Genomic DNA, 22,021 nt, shown 5'->3' on the forward strand with positions numbered 1-22,021 from the left:
TCGACAGAAGTGGATCATGACAGGCCGAAGCCTGCCGCATCCGGCAACCGGCCCCTCGGGCAGGATGACCGACATGCCCACGCCTTCGGAACACACCCGGTTCTCGGTGGAGGCGCGCCTCGGTGAGCGCGCCCGCACCGCCTGGCCGCAGCTGGAGCGGCTACACATCCGCCACCGGGGAGCCTTCGCCTATGTGGAGGCCGAACTGGCCGACGGCGAACGGGTCAAACTGATGCGACTGCGCTACACCGGCGCGGTCGACAGGTGGGGCTTCGCCCTCTACCACGCCGGCGGTGACCACTACGAGGACTCCCTGCTGCCCAGCGGCAGCACCACGGGCACCCCCGCAGACGCACTCGACTGTGCCTGCCATCTCCACCTCGCCGCCCCCGACATCTGAGCAGACGCCAGACACAGAACTGCCTCCGACGTCAACCCCCGAAGGACTTACGGAGCCGACCACTAAGCACTTGATCTTGGTCGGACTGGTGTCAGATTCCCCGCTCCAGGATCGGCCCAGGGCGGCGGCCTGGTGGGGGCGGCCGGTAGCCCGGCGGCGAGGCCAGGTGCTCGCACGCCCCGCCGTACGCGGGGAACGCGACGCCGGTCTCCTTCTCCAGCGCCGGGAAGAACTGCTTCGCCTCCGGGGACTGGCCGGTGGTCTGCCAGGTGTACCCGGGCCCGTCGGCGAGCGCCCGGCGGATCAGCTGGCGGCCGATCCCCTGGCGCTGGTGCTCGATCGTGATGGAGATCTTGTTGATGCTCCCGACGCGGCAGTCATCGCACACCATCCACACCAGCGTCCCTATGTCGCACCCCTCGCGGTCGAACATCCGGATGCGGCGGTGCCCGGCCGGACGCCGCGGTGGCCAGTACAGGAACCGCACCTCCTGGCGTTGGGTGGTGAGCAGAATCCACCGCCACCGCAGCGGTGAGAGGTACTCGGGAACGGGTGGCGTCACCGGCTTCTCCTTCGTCTCTTCGGGAACGCTGCGGTCAGTGTGATGACCACGCCATCGCGGGCGTACAGCCCGATCCACTCGGTGAACCTCGTGTCCGCGGTCGTCTCGCTGGTCCACTCGCCGATCACGTCCGCGTCCTTGGTGAGCTGGGCCCGGACCTCGAACTGACGGACGTCCGCGCCCTGTTCGCCCACTCGGTCCCCGGGGACGGGAGTACTTGGGCCTCAAGGCGCTGTCGAAGGTCGGCTTCCTCGGGCGTCAGCGGATCGTCGAGGCGCCGGATGCGGGCGGGCTTGGGCCTGAGCGGCAGGCCGTCGTCCAGCGTGTCGGTCTCGGCTTCGGCCAGGGCCCGGTAGAGCGAGGCGACCGACGAGGACTTGCCCGCGTTCTTCCCGACCTTGATGGTGAGCTTCTTCGCGATCTCGGGGACGGGGACGCCCTTGTCCTTGAGGGCGACAGCGAAGGTGAGCATGTCGTCGTCGATGACCTTCGGCCGTCCGCCGTGGTTGCCCTTGGCCGCTACGGTGACCTGGCCTTCGAGGTCTTCTCCCGGATGTAGTTGCGCTCGATCTGCCCGGCCACGGCGAGCACCGCGAAGAACATCGCGCCCATGCCGTTGGGGTCGTAGATGCCCGTGAGCGGGCCGGTGAGGAGTTCGAGCTGGATGCCGCCGGCCTGCAGCTCCGCGGACAGCGTCATCAGCTCCGCGGCGTTGCGCGCGAGGCGCTTGAGCTCGTGGACGGTGACGATGACCGGCGTCTCGGGCGCGGCCTCCTTGAACTGGTGGGCCAGCGCGAGCGCCTTCTCCAGCTCGGGCCGGATCTTGACCCGGGTGCTGATCTGCTCCTGGAAGATCTTGTGACACTCTGCCCGGCGGGGAGCTTCGAGCTGGCTCGCCAGCTCCTGCCGAGCGGTCGACGTACGCACGTACCCGATCCTCACGGGCCGCTCGGTGCGGGGCGCGGGCACGACGGCGAGCGCCGGACTCTGCTTCTATGCGCGGCCGGGTCCGCGGTCGGCAGGCACCGGGACTTCGAGTTCCTCGCGCAGCGCGGGCACGAGGACGAAGCGGGGGGTGTGGTACTTCGCGGCGGTCTTACCGCCCCGGGTGCGGCAGGCGCTGTCCGCCGGGGCCTCACAGTTCGGACAGTCGTTACGTTCCACCACCAATGCGGCCTGATCGGGCGTCACATCCATGATCGGAGTCTCTCAGAACCCCGTCGCACAACGCGCGGGTTTTGAGGGGACTTTTGCGAGTGGCGACCTGCGGAAACGTGATCACTCCGGGGCCGTTCTCAGAACTCTCACAGATGGTCACTTGTGAGAGGCCGCTTCCTGCTCGTGCGAGGCGGAGCGGCCGCGATAAGGGCCGGACTATGGCTCGATAAGCCCCGCGCGGATGGCGTAGCGGGTGAGTTCGAGGCGGTCTTTGAGGCCGAGTTTCTGCAGCAGGTTGGCGCGGTGGCGTTCGACAGTCTTGACGCTGATGACGAGCATGTCGGCGATCTGCTGGGAAGTGTGGCCTTCGGCGACGAGTTTGAGGACCTCCTCCTCGCGGTCGGTGATGGCCCGCTCGGGCAGGGGCTCACCGTGTCGGGCTCGGTCGAGGTAGTGGCGGATCAGGGCGTTGACGGCGCCTGGGTAGAGGAAGGGCTCGCCGCGCATGGTGGCGCGGCAGGCTTCGACGAGGTCGCGGTCGGCGACGGATTTCAGGACGTAGCCGGAGGCTCCGGCCGCGAGGGCTTCGAAGAAGTACTGCTCGTTGTCGTACATCGTCAGCATGAGGATGCGGACGTCAGGCTGGGTGCGGGAGAGCTCGCGGGCGGCCTGCAGGCCGGTCATGCGGGGCATGGCAATGTCGAGGATAGCCAGGTCCGGGTGGTGGGTGCGGGCGGCTTCGAGGGCCTCGGCGCCGTTGCCGGCTTCGGCGACCACTGTCAGGTCGGGCTCGGCATCGAGGATGAGGCGCACTCCGCGGCGGACGAGTTGGTGGTCGTCGGCGAGCAGGATGCGGGTCTGGGTCGCCTCGGGCATGGTCAATGGCTCCCGTGGTGGGTGGGGACGACCAGACGTACCTCGGTGCCGCTGCCGGGGCCGGGGCCGAGGGTGAGGTCGGCGCCAATGAGCAGGGCGCGTTCGCGCATACCGCTGATACCTGCGCCTTCAGGAGCGCCGTAGATGCCGTGGCCGTCGTCGCGGACGCTCAGCTCCACACCGGCGGGGGTGTGCTTGAGGGTGAGGTCGACGCGGCGGGCGCCTGAGTGGCGGGCGGCGTTGGTCAGGCTTTCCTGGGCGACGCGGTAGAGGACGAGTTCGGTGTCGTGGTCCAGGGGCGGCAGGTCGGCGTCGGTGTGGGGGCGTACGGACATCGTGGGGCCGGTGAACTCGGCGGCGAGGGCTTTGAGGGCGCTGGTCAGGCCGAGTTCTTCCAGGACGCCGGGGCGCAGGCGACGGGCTATGCGGCGGATCTCGTCCAGGCTGGCGCGGGTTGTCTCCTGGACTTCGTGCAGTTGCTCGCGCACGGGGTCAGCGGCCTGGTCGGCGACGCGTTTGAGGTCGAGCAGGACGGCGGTGAGACTCTGGCCGATCTCGTCATGGAGTTCTTGGGCGATGCGATGCCGCTCAGCTTCCTGCGCTGACAGGGCGCGGCCGCTGCTAGCGGCTCGTTCGGCTTCCAGACGGCCGATCATGGCGTTGAAGGCCGTGACCAGTTCTGCGATCTCGCCGTGCCCGGTGGCGGCCGGCCTGGGGCGGGGGCGCAGCAGGTCGACGGTGGCCATGCTGCGAGCCAGCCGCCCCAGCGGGGCCAGTCCGAGGCGCAGCAGGAACGCGTTGGCGATCAGCATCACGGCCAGTCCCGCCATCAGGATGACCGCCTCGGTCAGCAGCACCGGGGTGGAGACGGTGACGGGTCCGAGCAGCAGCAGGGCGGTGCCGGCGAGCAGTACCACCGCGTTGAGCAGGAAGATCCGCCAGGACAGGGACATCGACACCGCCTTCCCTCTCTGTGCTGTGTCGGCGGCTGGGACCGGCGCCCGGCTCGCTACACCGGCGTACGTGTCCTGGCTGCCGTCGAAGAGCCTTCGGCCTTCATGGTCAGCCTGCGCGGTGCGGTGCGCAGTGTCCATCGGTGCCGGTGCCCATGTGACGGCCGGTTGTGGGGGTCGGGCACCTGCGGAAATGGGTGCTGGGCCCGATGGTGATGCCGCAAGCCTGCGTGTGACGGTGGCATAGACCCCCGAATTGCCGGTCCCCGGAAGGAGGAGTCATGACGCAGCCCGACACCAATCCACTGCACGACCTTGAGGCGCAGACGCAGCGAAGCGACCCTCATTTCGCCCACGGTCTGCAAACAGCGCGCCCGCACCAGCCGCGCGAATACCGGCGACGGCGCGGCCCGGCCTGGGCGCTGCTGGCCCTCTCCGTGGCGATGCTGGTCATGGGCACGGTGCTGCCGCAGGGCCTACTCCTCGCATCAGGCCTGGTCACCGCAGGGATGGCGACTTATCTGCTCGCACCGCCACACGACCCAGCCCCCCCGCCCTCCCCTGACACGCACCGGCGCACCCCATCCCGGAAACGATCACCCGGGGACTGACCGACCCCGGAACAAAGGAGGACGTATCTACTCCCGTCAATCGCGACACGCTACGCCCGCCACACTGCGGAAGGTGGTGACCCGTGGGACATGCTGACACCCTGCTCGCCATGGGCGGCGCCTTCCTGGCCGCCGCCGTCTTCGCCCGCCTCGGCAGGAGGATCGGCCTGCCGACCATCCCGCTGTTCATGCTCGCCGGCATCCTCCTAGGCCCCCACACCCCAGGCCTGGTCCTGGTCGAGGACCCACACGACTTCGAGATGCTCTCCGCGCTCGGGCTGGTACTCCTGCTGTTCTACCTGGGGCTGGAGTTCCACCTCGACGACCTGCGGAGCGGCGGCAGACGCCTGCTGACAGCCGGCGGAATCTACCTGCTGCTGAACGTCGGCGCCGGCCTGGGATTCGGGTTCGCCCTGGGATGGGGCGCACGGGAAGCCCTGGTGCTCGCCGGCGTCCTGGGCATCTCCTCCTCCGCCATCGTCACCAAGATCCTCGTCGACCTCGGCCGCATCGGCCGCCCCGAAACCCGGCTCATCCTGGGCGTCACCGTCGTCGAGGACATCTTCCTCGCCCTGTACCTCGCCGCGCTCCAGCCCGTCATCAGCGGCGCCCAGGGCATCACAGAAACGATCCTCCAGGCGGCCAAGGCGTTCGGATTCCTGATGGTGCTGGCCATCGCCGCCCGCTACGGCACCCGCCTGATCGGGCGCCTGATCGCGGTGCGTGACAACGAACTGCTGGTCATCAGCTTCCTCGGCGCTGCGATCCTCATCGCCGGTGTCTCCGAGGTCCTCGGGGTGGTCGACGCCATCGGCGCCTTCATGGTCGGCCTGATCCTCGCCGGCACCCCCTCCGGGCCGCGGATCCGCGAACTGGTGCATCCGCTGCGTGACGCCTTCGCCGCAATCTTCTTCTTCGCCTTCGGCCTGGCCATCAACCCGGCAGACATCGCCTCCGTCGCCGTGCCGGTCGCCGCCGCCGTCGCGCTGACGATCACCATGAACGTGGCTGCGGGACTGTTCGCAGCACGCCTGTACCGCTACGGCCCACAGCCCGCCGCGAACATCGCCACCACGCTCCTGGGACGTGGCGAGTTCGCGCTGATCCTGGCCGCCATGGCCGCCAGCGCGGGACTCGACGGCCGCCTCGCCCCGTTCATCGCCAGCTACGTCCTCGTCCTCGCCGTACTCAGCCCCATCGTCGCCGGGCGCTCGCACCTGCTGGCCCGCGCCCTGAAGGCCGCACAGTCCCTGCTGCCCGGCGGCCGAGCCCGCCACCCCACGGCCGCCAGCCCACCCGCCGACCCGGCACCGGACCCGCCCGACACCACTGCTTCCCGTCCCACCGGCGACATCACCCCGTCGGCCTCATCCGCCCTGTCCGCGGAAGTGGAGCGATAGCGCCAGCCCCGAACAGGGCAATGCCGCCAGCCGACGGCCACACGCAGGCACCATGCGCGAGACCGCCCCATCTACGACGTCACGGTGGCTGGGAAGATGCACGTTCAGCTTCGCCCGCCCGTTGGGCTGTACCTCGATGCTGATCTTCGCGTCACTGCCGGCCTCTTCGAGGCGCTCGGCCATCTGCTTCCACGTCGCGTCCAGCACCTCGATCAGCTCCCCCAGGTGCTGTTCGGCGTCCTCGTCCAGGCTCAGGCCCGCCAGGACGTCCTCGCGTACCGCCTCCCAGCCCTTGCCCTGAAGCAGGCGGGCGCGCGGATCGGACCAGCGGTGCGAAGGGGAGGCGAAGATGTCGCGGCGCTTCAGCGCGCGGAACAGCTGCTCCAGCACGCACACCACGTACGCGTCCCGGTCCACCGCCCCTCCGGCAGGTCCGCGTTCGCGTACACCGCCTTGCGCCAGTGCGGCGGCACCAGCTTGTCGTCGACCTCGCGCGGCAGCAGCGGCTTCTCGCTCACCTTCCGCCTCGACAGGGCCGGGAGCCGCCGCACCCCGGTCAGGACGCGCATCCCGCCGGTCGCCGCGCCGAGCGCCGAGGTCTCGCCCAGCAACGACAGGAACCGCTTGACGGTGTTGTAGCGCAGTGCCAGCGCCCCGCGCAGCGCGGTCTCGGCCGTGTCGTCGTCCTCCGGCACCAGGCTCACCACCGTGGCGGCCTCGCTGGACAGCGTGGCCCGGGGCGCGACCTCCTCCAGCGCCCGCCACAGCGCGGCCACGTCTACATTGCAGCCCCTCTCCTCGATGAGCTCCAGCTCCTCAATGACCACCTTCGAGACCCTGGCCGTGATCCGCGCCGCCTTCTCCAGCTGCGGCAGGGTCGAGAGCCGCTGCTTGTCCGTGGACCGCTTCGCGGTGCTGATCAACCGGGTGGCCATCAGGATCTCGAACAGGTCGAGGGCGTCGTCGATCGCCTTGGCCTCCAGGTGGCGCATCACCGCGGTGAGCATCGCGGTGCGCTTGGGCTCGGGCGTCCGCTCCAGCTTCGCGGCCTTGGTACCCAGCCCGTAGCGGGCCAGGGCGGACAGCCGGTTCGGCGGGACCTTGTCCAGCTTCACCCGCCCCAGCTGGAACGCGGCGATGTCGTCGACCCGCTGCAACGCGCCCTTCATCGCGGTGCCCGTAGTCCGGGTCGGCGGCCGGCGCATCCGCTCCAGCTCCGAATACCGCTTGCCCTCCGGCGTCTTCAGCGTGGCCACCAGGTCCCCGGTCAGCGCGGAGTCCGCTCGCCGGGCGGCCTTGGCGACCGTGGTATGCAGCCGCCTGTCCGCGATGGTGCGGACCTCGGCGACCTGCCGGGCCAGCACGCTCACCCCCGGCAGCAGCACCCGGTGTCGGCGCAGCCAGCCCACCGCGTGATCGAACAGCGCCTTCGGGCCCTCCGCGTGCGCCGTCCACGCCCGCCCGTGCAGGAACGCCCGGAACTTCCGCCCCTGGTCGTGGTCCTCGTACGGGTGGTAGCCGTACGCATCGCGGATCTCCCACGCGTGCTCGTACGGCGTCGGCTTGCGCTCGGCATACCGCTTGATCTGGGAGACGTCCTCGATCCTCAACTGCCCGGCCAGATGCTCAACGACCGGCCACGGCACGTCGAGGGGGTCCTCCAGGAACAGCCCGATGTACCTCACCGTACACATCTGGAGAGCGAAACCGAGACGACTGTGATCACCGCGCCGCTTCGCGATCAGCTTCCGGTCCTCGTCATCAAGAAAGAAGAAGCGCTCCAGCTCGGGCCTCGTGGGCTCCTCGGTGAATTTCCCGTACGCCTCAGCCTGCTCATCAGTCAGAAATTCCACCGGCATGCGGCGGACCGTAGCCACGGCCCACCAGTGATCGAAGATCTTCCACCGAACCCCCGCACGGGACCGATCACCTGTGCTATAAGGTCAAGATCAAGTGCTTAGCGTTAATCGCTGTACCGATGGTCCCCACGGCCGTTTCCCTTGAGTACGCCGGTGGCCTTCGCGAGCTCGCGCACGGCCTCGAAGACGCGGTGGGGGCGGGCGGAGCGGGCCAGTCGGCGGCGGAAGTAGGCCGGCAGCGACGGGTCGAAGGCCATGTCGTGAAGGCCCAGCCCGCAGGCGGCCTTCCATCGCAGGTCGCACCGCAGTTCCTGGACCGTCTCGAAGTCCGACAGCCCGTCAAGGGCCTGCAAGGTGATCGCGGCGGCCAGGATCTGCGGCGGCATGCTCGGCCGCCCGTTCACCGACGGGTACATGTCCGCGAACATCTCAGCCGGGAACAGCTCGCCGCGATGCTCGGCCAGGAACATCGCACTTCCGAGGTGGCAGGTGTTGCGCGCGAGCGCACATGCGGTTGCGTGTCCGGAGCAGCACCGCCTCCCGCCCCCGTCCATGCTCGGAGCCATGCGAAACGACATCGAATTCCGGACCACCGACGGGACTCTGCTGCGCGGCTGGCACTACGTACCCGAGGGCCCCGGTCCTTTCCCCACCGTGGTCATGGCCACCGGCCTCTCCGGCGTCAAGGAGGGCGGACGCCTGCCCGACCTGGCCGAACGGTTCGCGGCGGCCGGCCTGGCCGCCGTCGTCTACGACCACCGCAACCTCGGCACCAGCGAGGGCACCCCGCGCCAGGAGATCGACCCGCTCCTGCAGATGCGCGACTACAGCGACGCCGTGACCTTCGCGGAGACCTTGCCGCAGACCGACCTGGAGCGCATCGGGGCCTGGGGCTCCAGCCTCTCTGGCGGACATGTGATCGTCCTCGCCGGCCAGGATCGCCGCGTGCGCGCCATCGTCACCCAGGTGCCCATGGTCAGCGGCCGCGAATGCGGCCAGCGGCTGGTGCCCGCGCCGGCGCTCGCCGCGGCGGCAGCCTTCCACCGGGCCGACCGCCGGGCGCGCATGGCGGGCGAGGCTCCCGCGATGATCCCCGTGGCCTCCCCCGACCCCACCGCCCCGGCCGCCCTACCGACCCCGGACTCCTGGGAGTTCGTCCAGACGCACAACGACCTCCCCACCTATCGCAACGAAGTGACTCTTCGCAGTATGGAGCTGCTGACCGGCTACGAACCGGGCCTGCTCATCGAGCGCGTCAGCCCCACCCCCATGTTGATGATCGTCGCGGAGGACGACCTCGTCTGCCCGCCGGAGCTCCAGTTCGCCGCGTACTCCCGCGCCCACGAGCCCAAGAAGTACGTCAGCATCCGCGGCGGCCACTTCGACGTCTACCGTGACGCCCCTGCCTTCGACCGGGCGGCCGAGGCGGCCGTCGCCTTCTTCACGGAGCACCTCGGCGCTGCCGGCTGAGGGCCGTCGCGCGCACCTCGCGCGGGCTCGCACCGTAGCGTTCGTGGAACGAGCGGCTGAAGTGTCCGGCGTTGGCGAACCCGACGGCGAAGGCGATCTCGGTGACACCGCGGCCGTCGGCTCGGCTCAGCTCCAAATGGGCGCGGCCGAGGCGGAGGGCCTTGACGTATCCCCGCACCGTGTGGCCTCGCTGGGCGAACACGTCCTGGAGAGTGCGCAGCGGCACCTTCAGTTCGGCGGCCAGGACCCCGGGGCTCAGATCCGGGTCCTCCAGCCGTCCCTCGACATGGGCGCAGGCACGCTTGAACAGCGCGGCCTGAAGCGCCGCCCGCCCGTGCAGCACCCGCGGCCGCAGACATGCCACCAGCAGTTCGGCGAGGGCCCGGGACGAGGCGTACCGACCCATGTCGTCCAGATCCGGCGCGTAGCGGGCCACATCGGCCGTCACCGCCCGGAACAGGCCGACAGCCGGGTCCGCGGACGGCAGCTCGAGCATGGGGCGGGCGTCGAGCGTCGGGCACAGCGTGGAGAGGAACTCACGCGGGAAGAAGACACTGCGCTTGTGGTCCTTCTTCTTGATGTCGAACCAGGCCGGTGCCGTGCTGTCCCACACCACGACGCCACCCGGCCGGAGTTCCAGCGACTCTTCGCCACCACCGATGACCATACGTCCCCGGAGCTGGATCAGGGCGACGATCCATTCGTCCTCGGTACGCGCGATCTCCTCCGGCCCGCGCCACCCGCCCACCGGAGCCGCCGAGGACTCCACGATCCGGGACCGCGTCAGTTCGTGGGCGCGCATCCACCCGATCTCGCCACCGCCCGGCCGGGAATCACCGGGCTCCCGGGGCTCCAGCCGCCACGGGACATGGACGGCGGACAGCACGTCCTGTTCTCGTGTGCGGCCGTCGCCCCCGACCGGCCGGATCCGCGTCGCTCCGGTAGCCATACGACCAGTGAAACACACCCGCTTCTCTCTGTACGCCGTCTCAGATCTCGGCGCTGAGCCGCCCGGAGCGGAACGGCTCGACGCTACGGGGCGGTTCGGTGAAGCCGGCGTCCTTCAGCTCTCCCGGCGATCGCCGGGAGTGCGGCGACCCGGGCGACGAGGCCGGGATCCACCTCCAGGCGCACTCCGTCTCCGAAGTCACGGACCCGCAGATCCGCAGAAGCCGGCGGAACCTGGAGCCGATACGCCCCAGGTGATCACACGCACTGACTGTCGGGAACGGCCCGGCCAACACCTCACACCACCGATGCCCTCAAAGGATCAGTGGGAACGATCTCCGCGTCGTCGAAGAGTTGCTCCAACGCCTCATGCCCCTCGCGCCTGCGGAACTCGATTTCGGCGGCCGTCACAGGAAGGGCCCACAGGATGCGGGCGTGTCCCCCGGGTAGTGGACAGTGCTCAAGATCAGGACCGTGGAGAAAAGGCAGGCTGATCAGCAGACGGTCGCAGGCCGAGCCCGGCGCCCATGGTCCACCGATCGGCATGCTGCGCTCCAGATCGAGCTGATGCCCTCCGCAGTGGTAGTAGGCGATCATGGCCATGAGGTCGATGAACAGCTGGTCTCGGACGTGGGCGGTCAAGACGAACTCAAGCACATGGCCGTCCTTCTCCATCGCGGCCCAGCACGCGGCGGTCACATAGGCCCAGCTATCGCTGCGTCACGGACATGTGACTCAACGGCCTCCACCGCCAGCAGCCTCGCATCACTCACCGCGCGATCATGCCAGACCCAATCAACCGGCCCGACTTCTCACCAAGCGTCACAGTCCGTAGGCCTCCCCCCGCGAATGCTCGACACCTCAACATGCGGGCCTACCAGTCCCAAGGGCGAGGTCCTCCTCGGAACCGGCGATGCGGTCCTCGGGGCCATGCCCTCAATAGCCGCCTTCGTCCGCCACAGCGCGATCACTCGGCGTCACGCCGTGCCGTGCCGTGGTCACCACGGTGATCAGCAACCCGGGGTCATCGCATCTGCCGGTACGGCCGCTCGCCCACGTCGATGTGAACGCCGTCGTCGCCGACCTTGACCGCGAAAGTGGTGAGAGGCTTCGAGGCCGGAAGAGAAAGGGCACGCCCATCACGAACGCAGAACTTGGCGAAGTGGAATCCGCATTCGACCTCGTCGCCCGACAGATAACCGTCTTCCGACAGCGACGAGAGCGCATGTGTGCATGTGTCGTCGGTCGCGAAGAATTCCCCTCCTACGCGATACAGGGCGATGGGCGGCAAGGTCTCGATGCGCAGCGCCTCACCTTCCTGGAGATCATCGGGGCCACAGGCGCGAAGCCATGCCATTTTCCACGTTCCTTTCCACCGAAATTCTTGATCCACTGCCGACGACGGCGAACGGCTCCACGCGGTCCGGAGGGAGTCGGGCCACTGCACCCACATGTTCGGGCCCGACGCCGGATGGAGGGAAACCCGATGTTCCGCATGTTGAAACAGCCCGTAAACACCCAGCTCACCGGGGTCCCGGCGGGGCGGCCAGTCGCCCTGACGCTCACAGGAGTGCCCGGAATACCAAGGAGAGGTGAACCTTGTTGACATATTCCCGTAACCTGCCACACTCCTCCCCAGGAGCTTCGAGAGCGCGGTCGGGCCGCTGACTCAACAAGGGCGTGAGGCATGAATGGCACGGAGCCGGTCGGCGAGGAAACGGTAACGCTCGACCACCGTGAGCATTCGCTGAGTTCGGTACACAAAGCACTCGCACTACTCAATTCGCTGGCCGGTCTGGAATCAAAGGCTGGTCTCACCGAACTCGCCCGTCGTGTCGGTATTCCCAAGCCGACCGCCTACCGTCTCCTCGCCGTCCTCGCCGAGGCCGGAATCGTCGAGCGCCGGGGCACCGACTATCTGCTCGGGCTGCGGATGTTCGAGCTCGGGGCAGCGGCGAGCCGACCGAAGAGCGTGAACCTGCGTGAGCGCGCGCTGCCGTATCTCGAGGATCTCTACGAACTCACCCACGAGACCGTCAGCCTCGCGGTTCTCGACGGGCCGGAGGTCCTCTACGTCGAGAAGATCCACGGCCACAGGTCGATGCCCACCCCCTCGCACGTCGGCGGCCGCCTCCCCGCCACCTGCGTCGCGCTCGGCAAGGTGATGATGGCCTACGCGAACCCGGGCCTCGTGCGGGAGATCGTGTCGGGGCCCCTGCCCCGGATGACCAGGTACAGCGTTTCCCAGCCCGGTCGGCTCCTCGCGGAGCTCCGCAAGATCCGCGACGCGAAGGTCGCGTACGACATCGAGGAGGCCCAGGTCGGTCTCACCTGCGTCGCCGCACCCATCTTCGACTCCGGCCATCGCGTGGCGGCGGCGATCTCGATGTCCGGCCCCACCTACCGCTTCGACGCGAAGGCCTGCGAACGCGCCGTGAGCCGGGCCGCTCAGCTCATCTCGACCGTGGTCATGCCCTCGCTCGACCCGCAGCACACCGACTGGAAGCCGGAACCCGGCGACCCGGGACAGCCCGCGGCGCCGCACGGCTCCCCACGTCACCGGGCCTGAGCCCCGGCCCGCCCGATTTTGTCGAGCGCCGCGACCTGCTCGGGCTCCAGAACCACGTCGACAGCGCCGACCACAGCTGCGAGTTCCTCGACCGACTCGGGGCCGATGATCGCCGCGGCCACGGGCCGCCGATCCAGCAGCCACCGCAGCGCCAGGTGTGCCGGGGCCTGCCCCCAGTCCTTGGCGAACGTTTCGAGCGCGCTGGCCGCGTCACGCTGTTCCTCCGAGAACGTCACAGGGACACCCCATCGCCGCAGACCTCCGAAGGGGCGCTCCAGCACGTCGAGTCCGGCCAGCGCCCCGCCTGCCAACGGGCTGAAGCAGGTCAGCGACACTCCGAGCTCCTGGGCGGCCGGCACGATCTCGCGTTCCGCGGCACGTCGGATCAGGTTGTACTCGATCTGGTTCAGCACGGGCCGCGCCACACGCCGCGCGTCGGCCGTGAGGACCGCCTTGGTCATCTGCCAGCCCAGGTGGTCCGACAACCCGACGTATCTGATCTTTCCCTGCCGCACCAGGTCGTCCATCGTGCCGAGCGTCTCCACGACGGGAGTGTCGGGATCGGGGTGGTGCAGGTGGTAGACGTCGATGTGGTCCGTCTGCAGGCGGCGCAGACTCCTGTCGACCTCCCGCAGGATGTGGAACCGGCTCAGCCCGCCACCTGGGTGCACCTGCCCCGGTACGGCCAGTCCGAGACCACCGTCATTGACGCCGGCCCCAACGGGCTCACCGACCTTCGTACACACCAGGACGTCGTCGCGCCGGCCCCGCAGGGCTTTGCCGAGCAGTTCCTCGGCGTGCCGTCGTTCCGCGGCCGCGGGATGCCCGGGGCGGTCGAACGCCGGACGGTTTCCGTAGGTGTTCGCGCAGTCGAAGACGTTGATGCCCAGATCGACAGCGGCGTGCACGAAGCGGTCGGACTCGGCCTCACCGGGAGCGAGGCCGAGAAGCGCCGTGCCGAGGGCGATGCGCGACACTCTGACACCGGTACGGCCGAGGAGTGCGTGTTCCATTGGTCATTCCGTCCTTAGGGCCCTTGCAACGGCGGACATTCGCCAACACCGGGCGTTTACAGCGGCTCAGTGGTCCCGGGGCGGGCTGTTCGGCTACGGCCAGGCACTCACGAGCCCGCCGGAGTCGGCGACGGCGGTCTGCCAGGGGGTGCGATCGCGCACCATGCGGCGCAGCCGGGCGAAGAGCCGCGGCTGGTCGACCACCACGGCGGACGCCAGCACTCCGTCGTGCCCGGTGATCGCGGCGAGGCCCTCTTCGACACCCCGCAGCAGTGCGAGATCGTCCGAGGCCCTGGGCCTGCCGACGACCTGCACACGGTGGCCGAACTGGTCCGACCACACATAGGGCAACAGGTCGTCCAAAGGCGTCGACCCCTGGATCGCGGCGGCCACCATGGCGGCCTGCTCCCCCGCCGCGGTCCAGTGCTCGGTCCGTACCGCCTCGCCGTAGCGGGGGCTCCACCAGCGGGCGACGTCACCGACGGCGTACACGTGCTCCGCTCCGGCGGTCTGCCCGGAGGCAGTACAGAGCACCCCGTCCGTGACATCCAGCCCCGACGACGACAGCCATTCGGTGTTCGGCACGGATCCGACGCCGATCACGAACAGGTCGCCCGCCTCGGTCCCGTCGTCGAGCAGCACTCCGTCCACACGGGAACCTCCGGCTTCCTTGAACGACACGACGGTTCTGCCGCACAGCAGCTAACTTCCCGCCTGTTCGTGGAAGGTACCCAGCCGGCTGCCCAGCTCCGCCCCGAACACCCGGGCCAGGGGCGCGGACGCCGACTCGATCACCGTCACGTCCAGTCTGCGGGCACGGCCCGCCGACGCGACCTCCGAGCCGATGAATCCGGACCCCACGACCACCAGTGACGTCGCGGTCGTCATCGCGGCCCGGATCGCCACCGCGTCCTCCAATGAGCGCAGTCCGAAGACGTTGTCGTACCCCGCGGTGCCGGCCAGTCGCCGGGAGCGGGATCCCGTGGCGAGCACGATGACATCGGCGGTCAGCCGGGAGCCGTCGTCGAACCCAACGCCGTGGCCGACGAGGTCGAGGGACGTGGCAGTGGTGCCGAGCCGCAGGTCCAGCTCCAGATCCGCCAGTTGCTCGGGCGTGCTCAGCGCGACCTCATGTGGTTCCTTGTCACCGGTGAGCAGTTCCTTGGACAGCGGTGTCCGGTCGTACGGCGCATGGGCCTCACTGCCCACCATCCAGATGGCGGCGTCGGAACCGGAGGCTCGCAGGGCTTCGGCGGTGCGCAGTCCCGCCAACGAGGCTCCGACTATCAGCACCTTCACATGGGGCTCCTTCACGGCGTCAGGACGGTCCTGCCCTGGAGAGACGGGACCCTGGGCGGTAGCGTCCGGGCTGTCGAGTGCAGGGGGCGATCACGAGCCTGGCGGTCACCGTCCGCAGGGTCAGGGAGGCCGCGCCCCGGGGCAGTCACGCCCGGGGCAGTCACGGCATTCGGCGGCCGGGCCCCGGCTTCCTCGCAGGCCCCGAGAGCGAACGGCGTCGGGACGGTGGGTTTCTCGCCCCCGGAACGGGGCCCGCGCCTACGCCGCCCGCTCGGTTGCGGGTCTAGAAGAAGAGGCTCAGGTTCTTGGACAGGATCGTCGCCTGGTCGAGGGTGATCGTCCGGTCGGCGATCTGCCACCGGTGTTCACCGACCCGCCGGAGCACGTCGTCCCGGCGTCCGACCCACATGTCCCACTCGCTGTCACCGCGGGTGCGGTACGTGAGGAAGTACGACCGGGTGTCGAACTCGTCCGGCGAACTCCCGGGCTCGACCGAGATGTTGGTGACGATGTGTCGGGCCCGGCTCGGCGGGTCCTCGGCCCAGGCCATCCCGGTCCGCAGTCTCACGATCCGCTGCCAGAGCGAGGATTTGTCCTCCTCGAAGTTGGCCGGCTCCCCGACGCCCGAGGTCTCGGAGGCGAGTTCACGCGACAGACGGTTGTAGCGGATCGGCATCCAGTACCGTATGTCGTCCGCGAAGAGCGCGAACCACTCCTCGTAGCGCCGCTCGTCGAGCAACTTCGCTTCGAGATAAAGGACTTGGCTGATCTCGTGGTACGTCGGGAAATCGACGTCCAGGCTGATGCCCGGCACGTCCGCGGAGGTCTCCTCGTCGACGGTTGTCATGATCCGGACCCTCCTCTCTAGATGTCGGCCGCGGCGGTCAGCACGCCCGACGCGTCCTTCGGGACCGGCCATTCCTCGGACTTCAGCAGTTCGAGCCAACGCTGGTAGAAGGTGCGCTGCGGGCCCTCCCCCACCAGTTGGCTCCCGATGGTGCCCGGGTAGGTGTCGCTCGGCCCGTCGTGCCCGAGGCCCATCTGGTAGTTCAGCATCGTGCGGTGGATGACCGCGCCGCCTCGGCTGAGGTTCTCGCCGATCTGGCTCCAGTTCTCGCCGTCGTCCTGTTCGTAGATCCCGGAGGCGCTGAAGGTGCGCATCGTGGCGACCCGTTGCGCCTCCTTGACCTCCGGCGGGGCGGCCTTGTCGACGAGGGTGAGGGCCCACACCTCGAAGCTGTTGGGGCCCTTCGGGTGCCACACGCGCAGGCTGTTCTGCGGCTTGAGGTAGGAGAGGTTCGGGAAGATGTTGTTGTGGGAGGTGTGGAAGCCCCACTCCGGTCCGAGCCTCTCGACCTGCTCCGCGTGCGTGGAGCGGTAGTAGTCGGTCAGCACGTCGGAGGTGAAGAACACCGGGAAGAGCTGTCCGCGCGGGTCGAACGAGAACCCCGTACCGTGGCCCCAGCCGTCGGAGTACTGGCAGCCGACGACGCTGCCGAACGGATCGCCGCCCCCGGGAGCCGCCTCCAGGGACACCCCTTCGAGCATGGCGATCGCGGCCGAGGCGTGGCTGATCTGACCGTGGTAGGCGTCGCCCGCGAACTGCTCGGCGGCCAGCTTCCAGTTGCCGACGAAGGTCCACTTGTAAACGCCGGGGAGGGCCTCGACGCCGCCCTCGCGGCGGTCGATCATGGTGTCGAGGAAGCGGGTGGAGTCGCCGAGGTACTGCAGCAGGGGTGGCGCGGAGGGGTCCCAGTTGCCGAAGATCAGGCCCTTGTACTCGTCGACCTGGGTGACCGGCACCAGTCCCCAGTCGGCCGTCTTCAGCTCACCGTAGTAGGCGTCCTCGAAGCTGGGTACGTTGACGAGCTTGCCGTCGGTTCCGTACGTCCAGCCGTGGTACGTGCACGTGAACGCCTTGGTGTTGCCCGAGTCGGCGCGGCAGACCTTCATCCCCCGGTGCCGGCAGGCGTTGAGGTACGCCCCGACCGTCATGTCCTTCCTGCGGACGACCAGGACCGGGTCCCCGCCCATCCAGGTGGAGAAGAAGTCACCCGGCTTGGGGATCTGGGACTCGTGGGCCAGGAAGAGCCACGACCGCGCGAAGATCTTCTCCTGCTCCAGGCGGTAGATCTCCGGGTCCGAGAATATCTCGGGACTGACGAGTCCCTGTTCGAAGTCGATGAGCCTGTCCAGACTCTCCATTTCCGTACCTCCGTGACGAAATGGCGTGGCGCGTGCGGGAAGCGGATCTCCTGCCGGAAATCAGCTGACGTCGACGAGTTCGGGCAACGGAGGACGCCGGTCGGAAATGCCGGACCACTGTGCCGTCTCCCACGACACCTTCCCGTCACGGAAGAACTCCAGGAAAAGCTGGTTCACGAGTTCGGGCTGATCGGTCTGGCCCTGGTGCCCGGTGTCCTCCGGGTAGAAGAACTGCACACCAGGCAGCGCGTCTTCCTGCGGGTAGCCGAAGACGTCGTGGGGTACGAGCACGTCCTCCTTCCCGTAGAGGTAGATTCCGGGAATCGACAGGCGGTCGAAACGACCCTTCGTCGACAGACGCGCCTGGATGTCCTTGTCCTCGCCGCCGAAGGAGAGCTGGGTGCGGCGACGGTAGTAGTCCTGGTGCCGGAGCGCGGCGGCGGTCCGCATGGCGACGAGATCCTCGGTCACGGTGGACGAGTCCCGGATGATCGCCGACATCATCTTCCGCATGGATTCCGGCGTGCCGTCGAACGCCATGATGTCCGGCCGGTCCGACTTCTCCTGTCCGGGCCGCAGATCCGGTGACGGGACGAGATCGCCGAGACCGCCGGCGATGAGGGCGTAACTGCTGACGCGCTCGGGATGGGCGAGCGTGTAGTTGACGGCGTTCAGGCAGCCCATGGAGTTGCCGGAGATGTGGAAGCTGTCCAGGCACAGCGCGTTCACGAAGTCGTGCAGGAAGTCGACGTGCGCGGCGTTGCCGTGTTCGGCCGGGTAGGCGCTCTCGTAGCCGGAGGTGTGTCCGAAGCCCGGCAGGTCGGGGCAGTACACCCGGAAGCCGTGGGCACCGAGGAAGGGGGCCATGAACCGCCATCCGGCGGTGGCGGACGAGCCGATGATCCCGCCGTGCAGCAGCAGGACGGCCGGGCCGGTCTCGCCGGACGTCATGTAGTGGGCCTTGGTTCCGTTCGGCAGCCGGACATAGCGGCTGAGCATGCCGGGGACGGTGATGAGTTCTTCGTCGTTCAGGGCCATTTCAGCTCTCTCTGCGGGGAAGGGGAAGGCCTGCGGACGTGCGGGTCAGTCGGTGCCCAAACCGTCCATCATGGCGGTGCCGGGGGGCGGCCGATGGCCCCACACGGACGCGGCGTCGTAGTACCCGGTGTTGTGGTCTCCGCCGACGAGACGGCCGCCCCAGCCGTATTCGACCTTCACTCCCGAGGGGCTCTCGCAGTAGAAGGAGAGCATGTGGTCGTTCGTGTGCCGCCCGAGGCTCAGGCTGAGCGGTACGTCGTTGTCCTGGACGCGGTCGAGGGCCCGTCCGACGGTGTCCAGGTCGTCGACCTCGAGCATGAAGTGCTGCAGCATCGGCGGCACGCCCGGAATCGACACGAACGCCATCGTGTGGTGCCGTGGGTTGGGCGAGGTGAAGGAGCACGGCTCCCCCATCACCAGGACGTCCCGGACCTGGAATCCCAGTGTGCCGACGTAGAAGTCGCGGACCCGTTCGTACTCGTCGACGAAGAGAACCGCGTGCCCGAGTCCCTGCGGGCCGGTCACGAACCGGGCTCCCCGCGGCGAGACGAACGGCTCGCGGTCGCTCTTCCCGCCGTAGTAGAACTCGACCGGGTGCCCGGAAGGGTCACGCGTCCTGAATACGTCCAGTACGCCCCGCCGCTCGGCGAGTTGCGGCTCGTCCTCGATTTCGATCCCGCTGTTAGAGAGTCGCTTGCACAGGTTCTCGAGCGCCCCGCGGCTGGAGACCTCGAGCCCGATGGCCGTCAGTCCGCCATCGGCGCCCGGTTGCACCGCGACGCGCCAACTCCGCTCGTCGACGCGGAGATGGAGACTTCCGTCGTCGGACCCGTCAGGCGACTGACCCACCTGCATTCCGAGGACGGATTCGGCGAATGCCCGCCATGCCGCGATGTCCTCGGCGGTGATGACGAGATATCCGAGGGAAGTTACCTCGAGACTCATATGGAATCCTCCCGGAGACGCTGTGCGAATTCCTGGAGCCGACGGTAGGAGCTGGCTCACGAAGGCCACAACGCGGTTGGTCCGCATGTCGGACCCGCGCCGGGAGATCCCCGGGTGTCATGAACGGCATGTGCGTCGAGGTTCAAGGGCTCACGGGCCCACTGACCGCATGAGCAAGTCCCCCGGGGTCCGGAGTGACGTTCAACTCCGGACCCCGGGGGACCTGTTGGTTGTGCCCGGCGGGCGACCTGTCAGTAGGCCACGGTGATACGGCGACGGATCGCGTCGCCCTTCTCCAGCTCGTCGACCAGCGCCACCGCGAAGTCCTCGGCGCTGATGGTGCTGCTGCCGTCGGGCGCGTACAGCATCTGGTCACCACCGAGCCGGAACACACCCTTGCGCTCACCGGGGCCGATCTCGTCCGCCGGGGACAGGTACGTCCAGTCGAGGTCGGTCACCTCGCCCCGGAACAGCCGCAGGACCTCGCGAAGGGCACGCGACTCGGGCTTGTAGATGTCGAGGAAGTCCGGGGTGTCCACCCGGTCCACACCCGAGGGGGTCTGGAGGCTGCCCGCCCCGCCGACGACCAGGAAGCGCCGTACGTCCGCCGTGCGCAGCCCCTCGATCAGGGAGCGGTACGTCGCCAGGAGTGACACCGCCGGGTCGACGGAGCCGTCGCGGGCCGGGGAGATCGCCGAGACCACGGCGTCGTGACCGGCGGCGCCCTTGGCCACCTGGGCGGGGTCCGAGGCGTCGAGGGTCGCCGTGGTCAGCGCGGGGTTCTCCGGCAGGTCGCCGGAACGACCCGAGCGGGTCGCCGCGGTCACCTCGTGTCCACGGGTCAGCGCTTCCGCGGCGATGCGCGAGCCGACCATGCCGGTGGCGCCGATCAGGAGGATCTTCACGGGGTGTCTCCGTTCGTCTCTTTCACATGGGGTGAGTCCCGGTGCGCCGCCTGGGCCGCGCATGACCCCGGCGCCGCCTGCTGCCGGCCTCGGGCATCGTTCGCCAGCACCTTGCTGACCAGCTCTCGCAGAATGAGCCGCTCGACCCTGGTGAGCGGCTCCAGCAGATCCGCGGTGACCTGCGGAACGTGGGCCTCAAGTGCGCGTGTCAGCTGTTCCCGGCCGCGGTCGGTCGGTTCCAGCAGCATTGCCCGTCTGTCGTCAGGGTGCGGATGCCGCGTCAGCAGTCCCGCGGTCTCCATCCGGGCGACCAGACGGGTCAGCCCACCGGAGTCGACGGACAGCTCCTGCGCCAGGCGGGCGTTCGTGGTGCGGTTCTGCGGGTGGCGGGCCAGCCGCAGCAGGACCTCGAACTCCGTACCGGTGAGCCCGGTGGCCTCGCGCATGACGCGCGAGGCCCGGTCACCGATGGTGTTCACCAGCCGCAGGATGTCGCCGAACAGCACGACACCCTCGTCGTTCACCAGCGAATCGCGATCCGCGGCACCGTCACTCATAAGACTGACCATACAGCATAGTTTGAGCGTTCCCATCACACCGGTACCCTTACCCAGAGGGTCAAATCATTCTTTTTCAGGCATGATGATCGATGACTTATCAGCGGTTTGGTTCGTAGGTGTACTCCTTGACCTGCCTCAGAATGAGCGCGGTCTCGATGGACTGGACACCCTCGAGCGCTCCGATCCTGTCGCTGAGGTAGGTGTACAGCTCGGCCGTGTCGCGGTGCAGGGTCGCCGCCACGACGTTGGCCTGACCGGTGGTGGCCGCGGCGAAGCGCACCTCCCCGTGTCCCGCGAGAGCGCTGCCGACGGCGGCCAGCGCTGCGGGCGCCACCGTGAGCCAGAGCATCGCCTCCACCGTTCGGCCGAGCGGTTCGTGATCGAACTGGACGTCCATGTAGAGGACGCCGGTGGAGCGAAGGCGGTCGAGGCGTCGCCTCACCACTCCCTCCGACAGGCCCGTGGCTGCCTGGAGCTCGGTGAGCGGAGCGCGTCCGTCGCGTCGGAGTACGGCCAGGAGCGTCTCGTCGGCCTGGTCCAGGGTGACGGGTGTTCCGGCGCCGTCCACGGAGGACGGCCGCAACGCGGCCGCCTCTTCGGGCCCGAGGGCGTCGATCTTGCTCGGCAGGCTGAGCGGACCGCCGTAGAAGTGACGCAGCACGCAGTGGGCGCTCACCGAGATGACGCTCGGTGAGCGCGGGAGTCGTCCGAAGAGCAGTTCGTCGCGTTCCTGCCGACTGCGCGGCTTCATCCCGCACATCACCTCCGTGCCGCCGGAGATCAGGCCGAGGTAGGCGGTGTCCGGACGCCGGGCCAGCGCGTCCGCCAACTGCGGTGCGATGTCGGGGGTGCAGCGCAGCCTGACGATCCAGGTGTCACGACCGAGCCGGCTGCCGTCCGTGATACCGAGCACCCGTAGGCGCACGGTGTCGCGCAGCCGCCGGAAGCGGCGCGCGATGGTGTGGTCGGACACGCCCAGCGCCTCCGCGATGCGGTTGAAGGGGGCCCTGCCGTCCAGTTGCAGAGCCTGCAGCAGTTTGAGGTCGAGCGAGTCGAGCACGCCGTACTCCAAGTGGTCCTTGTTCACCCCGGTGTCGATGCGCGGCACCCGTCCGGACGAGCGGGCCGAGCCCGTGCGCACCCCGCAGCGCCCTGAACACACGGCCCGCGCGGGCCGTGTGTTCAGGGCGCTGTGTCATGTCCCCGGTCGGGCGCGCGAGGTGCCTGGCACACGCGCTCGCAAGGCGCCG

Annotated in this window: 23 protein-coding genes and 3 pseudogenes; 5 read left to right on the forward strand and 21 right to left on the reverse strand. The window is 68.8% G+C overall.

Annotated elements, in window-relative coordinates:
• Positions 1-73 precede the first annotated feature (73 nt).
• Positions 74-400, forward strand: a complete 327-nt coding sequence (locus ACLZN2_RS14950) for a hypothetical protein (protein ID WP_416978931.1) — start codon at positions 74-76, stop codon at positions 398-400.
• Positions 401-491: 91 nt separating this feature from the next.
• On the opposite strand, the gene ACLZN2_RS14955 is transcribed toward ACLZN2_RS14950, so the two are convergent.
• From ACLZN2_RS14955 to ACLZN2_RS14980, 6 genes are all read right to left on the reverse strand, one after another.
• Complete coding sequence (locus tag ACLZN2_RS14955) at positions 492-962, reverse strand: GNAT family N-acetyltransferase (RefSeq protein WP_416978932.1); 471 nt, start codon at positions 960-962, stop codon at positions 492-494.
• Positions 963-1,086: 124 nt separating this feature from the next.
• Positions 1,087-1,434, reverse strand: coding sequence for a hypothetical protein (locus ACLZN2_RS14960; protein WP_416978933.1), 348 nt, complete (start codon positions 1,432-1,434; stop codon positions 1,087-1,089).
• Between the two features lie 47 nt (positions 1,435-1,481).
• Positions 1,482-1,889 (reverse strand): recombinase family protein, encoded by a 408-nt coding sequence (locus ACLZN2_RS14965; protein WP_416978934.1) that lies wholly within the window; start codon positions 1,887-1,889, stop codon positions 1,482-1,484.
• Positions 1,890-1,955: 66 nt separating this feature from the next.
• Entirely contained in the window at positions 1,956-2,159 is a 204-nt protein-coding gene (locus ACLZN2_RS14970; RefSeq protein ID WP_416978935.1) for a hypothetical protein, read from the reverse strand.
• Between the two features lie 177 nt (positions 2,160-2,336).
• Positions 2,337-2,996, reverse strand: coding sequence for a response regulator (locus tag ACLZN2_RS14975; protein WP_416978936.1), 660 nt, complete (start codon positions 2,994-2,996; stop codon positions 2,337-2,339).
• Between the two features lie 2 nt (positions 2,997-2,998).
• Positions 2,999-3,949, reverse strand: a complete 951-nt coding sequence (locus ACLZN2_RS14980) for a HAMP domain-containing sensor histidine kinase (protein WP_416978937.1) — start codon at positions 3,947-3,949, stop codon at positions 2,999-3,001.
• 281 nt (positions 3,950-4,230) lie between these two features.
• Between ACLZN2_RS14980 and ACLZN2_RS14985 the strand changes: the two genes are divergently transcribed.
• Both ACLZN2_RS14985 and ACLZN2_RS14990 read left to right on the forward strand, forming a co-directional pair.
• The gene (locus ACLZN2_RS14985; protein ID WP_416978938.1) at positions 4,231-4,560 is read left to right on the forward strand and encodes a DUF3040 domain-containing protein; all 330 of its coding nucleotides are present in this window, start codon (positions 4,231-4,233) and stop codon (positions 4,558-4,560) included.
• A gap of 83 nt (positions 4,561-4,643) precedes the next feature.
• Positions 4,644-5,960: a cation:proton antiporter gene (locus tag ACLZN2_RS14990; RefSeq protein WP_416978939.1), complete on the forward strand. Its 1,317-nt coding sequence runs from the start codon at positions 4,644-4,646 to the stop codon at positions 5,958-5,960.
• A 99-nt stretch (positions 5,961-6,059) separates the two neighbouring features.
• Here the strand turns inward: ACLZN2_RS14990 and ACLZN2_RS14995 are convergent.
• A pseudogene (locus ACLZN2_RS14995) lies at positions 6,060-7,819 on the reverse strand (DUF4158 domain-containing protein); the annotation flags it as partial.
• 143 nt (positions 7,820-7,962) lie between these two features.
• Positions 7,963-8,286, reverse strand: a pseudogene (locus ACLZN2_RS15000) (transposase); the annotation flags it as partial.
• A gap of 97 nt (positions 8,287-8,383) precedes the next feature.
• On the opposite strand from ACLZN2_RS15000, the gene ACLZN2_RS15005 reads away from it, so the two are divergent.
• A complete protein-coding gene (locus tag ACLZN2_RS15005; protein ID WP_416978940.1) occupies positions 8,384-9,289 on the forward strand; it encodes an alpha/beta hydrolase in 906 nt (301 codons plus the stop codon).
• Here ACLZN2_RS15005 and ACLZN2_RS15010 read toward each other — a convergent pair.
• From ACLZN2_RS15010 to ACLZN2_RS15020, 3 genes are all read right to left on the reverse strand, one after another.
• Positions 9,261-10,238 carry a helix-turn-helix domain-containing protein gene (locus tag ACLZN2_RS15010; protein WP_416978941.1) on the reverse strand — a complete coding sequence of 326 codons (978 nt, stop codon included), beginning with the start codon at positions 10,236-10,238 and terminating at the stop codon, positions 9,261-9,263. The two genes, ACLZN2_RS15005 and ACLZN2_RS15010, sit on opposite strands and share 29 nt — an antisense overlap.
• Positions 10,239-10,534: 296 nt before the next feature.
• Positions 10,535-10,894, reverse strand: coding sequence for a suppressor of fused domain protein (locus ACLZN2_RS15015; protein ID WP_416978942.1), 360 nt, complete (start codon positions 10,892-10,894; stop codon positions 10,535-10,537).
• Between the two features lie 367 nt (positions 10,895-11,261).
• Positions 11,262-11,594, reverse strand: a complete 333-nt coding sequence (locus ACLZN2_RS15020; RefSeq protein ID WP_416978943.1) for a non-heme iron oxygenase ferredoxin subunit — start codon at positions 11,592-11,594, stop codon at positions 11,262-11,264.
• Between the two features lie 330 nt (positions 11,595-11,924).
• On the opposite strand from ACLZN2_RS15020, the gene ACLZN2_RS15025 reads away from it, so the two are divergent.
• Positions 11,925-12,806 carry an IclR family transcriptional regulator gene (locus ACLZN2_RS15025; protein WP_416978944.1) on the forward strand — a complete coding sequence of 294 codons (882 nt, stop codon included), beginning with the start codon at positions 11,925-11,927 and terminating at the stop codon, positions 12,804-12,806.
• Here the strand turns inward: ACLZN2_RS15025 and ACLZN2_RS15030 are convergent.
• The 10 genes and pseudogenes from ACLZN2_RS15030 to ACLZN2_RS15075 all read right to left on the reverse strand — a co-directional run bounded on the left by ACLZN2_RS15030 (position 12,794) and on the right by ACLZN2_RS15075 (position 21,843).
• Positions 12,794-13,819, reverse strand: coding sequence for an aldo/keto reductase (locus ACLZN2_RS15030; RefSeq protein WP_416978945.1), 1,026 nt, complete (start codon positions 13,817-13,819; stop codon positions 12,794-12,796). The genes ACLZN2_RS15025 and ACLZN2_RS15030 overlap by 13 nt on opposite strands.
• A gap of 93 nt (positions 13,820-13,912) precedes the next feature.
• On the reverse strand, positions 13,913-14,215 hold the full coding sequence (locus ACLZN2_RS15035; RefSeq protein ID WP_416979004.1) for an oxidoreductase C-terminal domain-containing protein: 303 nt from the start codon (positions 14,213-14,215) through the stop codon (positions 13,913-13,915).
• Between the two features lie 15 nt (positions 14,216-14,230).
• Positions 14,231-15,133: pseudogene (locus ACLZN2_RS15040) on the reverse strand (NAD(P)/FAD-dependent oxidoreductase); the annotation flags it as partial.
• Positions 15,134-15,401: 268 nt separating this feature from the next.
• Positions 15,402-15,965, reverse strand: coding sequence for a 3-phenylpropionate/cinnamic acid dioxygenase subunit beta (locus ACLZN2_RS15045; protein WP_416978946.1), 564 nt, complete (start codon positions 15,963-15,965; stop codon positions 15,402-15,404).
• A 17-nt stretch (positions 15,966-15,982) separates the two neighbouring features.
• Positions 15,983-17,323, reverse strand: a complete 1,341-nt coding sequence (locus ACLZN2_RS15050; RefSeq protein WP_416978947.1) for an aromatic ring-hydroxylating dioxygenase subunit alpha — start codon at positions 17,321-17,323, stop codon at positions 15,983-15,985.
• Positions 17,324-17,383: 60 nt separating this feature from the next.
• Positions 17,384-18,361, reverse strand: a complete 978-nt coding sequence (locus ACLZN2_RS15055; protein WP_416978948.1) for an alpha/beta fold hydrolase — start codon at positions 18,359-18,361, stop codon at positions 17,384-17,386.
• Between the two features lie 45 nt (positions 18,362-18,406).
• A complete protein-coding gene (locus tag ACLZN2_RS15060) occupies positions 18,407-19,306 on the reverse strand; it encodes a VOC family protein (protein ID WP_416978949.1) in 900 nt (299 codons plus the stop codon).
• Positions 19,307-19,557: 251 nt separating this feature from the next.
• Positions 19,558-20,211, reverse strand: a complete 654-nt coding sequence (locus ACLZN2_RS15065) for an NAD(P)-dependent oxidoreductase (protein WP_416978950.1) — start codon at positions 20,209-20,211, stop codon at positions 19,558-19,560.
• On the reverse strand, positions 20,208-20,768 hold the full coding sequence (locus ACLZN2_RS15070) for a MarR family winged helix-turn-helix transcriptional regulator (RefSeq protein WP_416978951.1): 561 nt from the start codon (positions 20,766-20,768) through the stop codon (positions 20,208-20,210). Before ACLZN2_RS15070 ends, ACLZN2_RS15065 begins: the two co-directional genes overlap by 4 nt.
• Positions 20,769-20,868: 100 nt before the next feature.
• A complete protein-coding gene (locus ACLZN2_RS15075) occupies positions 20,869-21,843 on the reverse strand; it encodes an Lrp/AsnC family transcriptional regulator (RefSeq protein ID WP_416979005.1) in 975 nt (324 codons plus the stop codon).
• Between the last annotated feature and the right edge of the window lie 178 nt (positions 21,844-22,021).

Source organism: Streptomyces sp. T028, assembly GCF_048159505.1.
In the GTDB taxonomy this organism is placed as follows: domain Bacteria; phylum Actinomycetota; class Actinomycetes; order Streptomycetales; family Streptomycetaceae; genus Streptomyces.

What these genes read in the sequence shown, in the direction of transcription:
- ACLZN2_RS14960 (WP_416978933.1), bottom strand. Translation starts at nt 1,434, where the DNA reads ATGCTCACCTTCGCTGTCGCCCTCAAGGACAAGGGCGTCCCCGTCCCC.
- ACLZN2_RS15005 (WP_416978940.1), top strand. Translation starts at nt 8,384, where the DNA reads ATGCGAAACGACATCGAATTCCGGACCACCGACGGGACTCTGCTGCGC.
- ACLZN2_RS14980 (WP_416978937.1), bottom strand. Translation starts at nt 3,949, where the DNA reads ATGTCCCTGTCCTGGCGGATCTTCCTGCTCAACGCGGTGGTACTGCTC.
- ACLZN2_RS15070 (WP_416978951.1), bottom strand. Translation starts at nt 20,768, where the DNA reads ATGAGTGACGGTGCCGCGGATCGCGATTCGCTGGTGAACGACGAGGGT.
- ACLZN2_RS15010 (WP_416978941.1), bottom strand. Translation starts at nt 10,238, where the DNA reads ATGGCTACCGGAGCGACGCGGATCCGGCCGGTCGGGGGCGACGGCCGC.
- ACLZN2_RS15055 (WP_416978948.1), bottom strand. Translation starts at nt 18,361, where the DNA reads ATGGCCCTGAACGACGAAGAACTCATCACCGTCCCCGGCATGCTCAGC.
- ACLZN2_RS15025 (WP_416978944.1), top strand. Translation starts at nt 11,925, where the DNA reads ATGAATGGCACGGAGCCGGTCGGCGAGGAAACGGTAACGCTCGACCAC.
- ACLZN2_RS15035 (WP_416979004.1), bottom strand. Translation starts at nt 14,215, where the DNA reads ATGGTGGCCGCCGCGATCCAGGGGTCGACGCCTTTGGACGACCTGTTG.
- ACLZN2_RS14985 (WP_416978938.1), top strand. Translation starts at nt 4,231, where the DNA reads ATGACGCAGCCCGACACCAATCCACTGCACGACCTTGAGGCGCAGACG.
- ACLZN2_RS15020 (WP_416978943.1), bottom strand. Translation starts at nt 11,594, where the DNA reads ATGGCATGGCTTCGCGCCTGTGGCCCCGATGATCTCCAGGAAGGTGAG.
- ACLZN2_RS14950 (WP_416978931.1), top strand. Translation starts at nt 74, where the DNA reads ATGCCCACGCCTTCGGAACACACCCGGTTCTCGGTGGAGGCGCGCCTC.
- ACLZN2_RS15050 (WP_416978947.1), bottom strand. Translation starts at nt 17,323, where the DNA reads ATGGAGAGTCTGGACAGGCTCATCGACTTCGAACAGGGACTCGTCAGT.
- ACLZN2_RS15045 (WP_416978946.1), bottom strand. Translation starts at nt 15,965, where the DNA reads ATGACAACCGTCGACGAGGAGACCTCCGCGGACGTGCCGGGCATCAGC.
- ACLZN2_RS14975 (WP_416978936.1), bottom strand. Translation starts at nt 2,996, where the DNA reads ATGCCCGAGGCGACCCAGACCCGCATCCTGCTCGCCGACGACCACCAA.
- ACLZN2_RS15060 (WP_416978949.1), bottom strand. Translation starts at nt 19,306, where the DNA reads ATGAGTCTCGAGGTAACTTCCCTCGGATATCTCGTCATCACCGCCGAG.
- ACLZN2_RS14970 (WP_416978935.1), bottom strand. Translation starts at nt 2,159, where the DNA reads ATGGATGTGACGCCCGATCAGGCCGCATTGGTGGTGGAACGTAACGAC.
- ACLZN2_RS15030 (WP_416978945.1), bottom strand. Translation starts at nt 13,819, where the DNA reads ATGGAACACGCACTCCTCGGCCGTACCGGTGTCAGAGTGTCGCGCATC.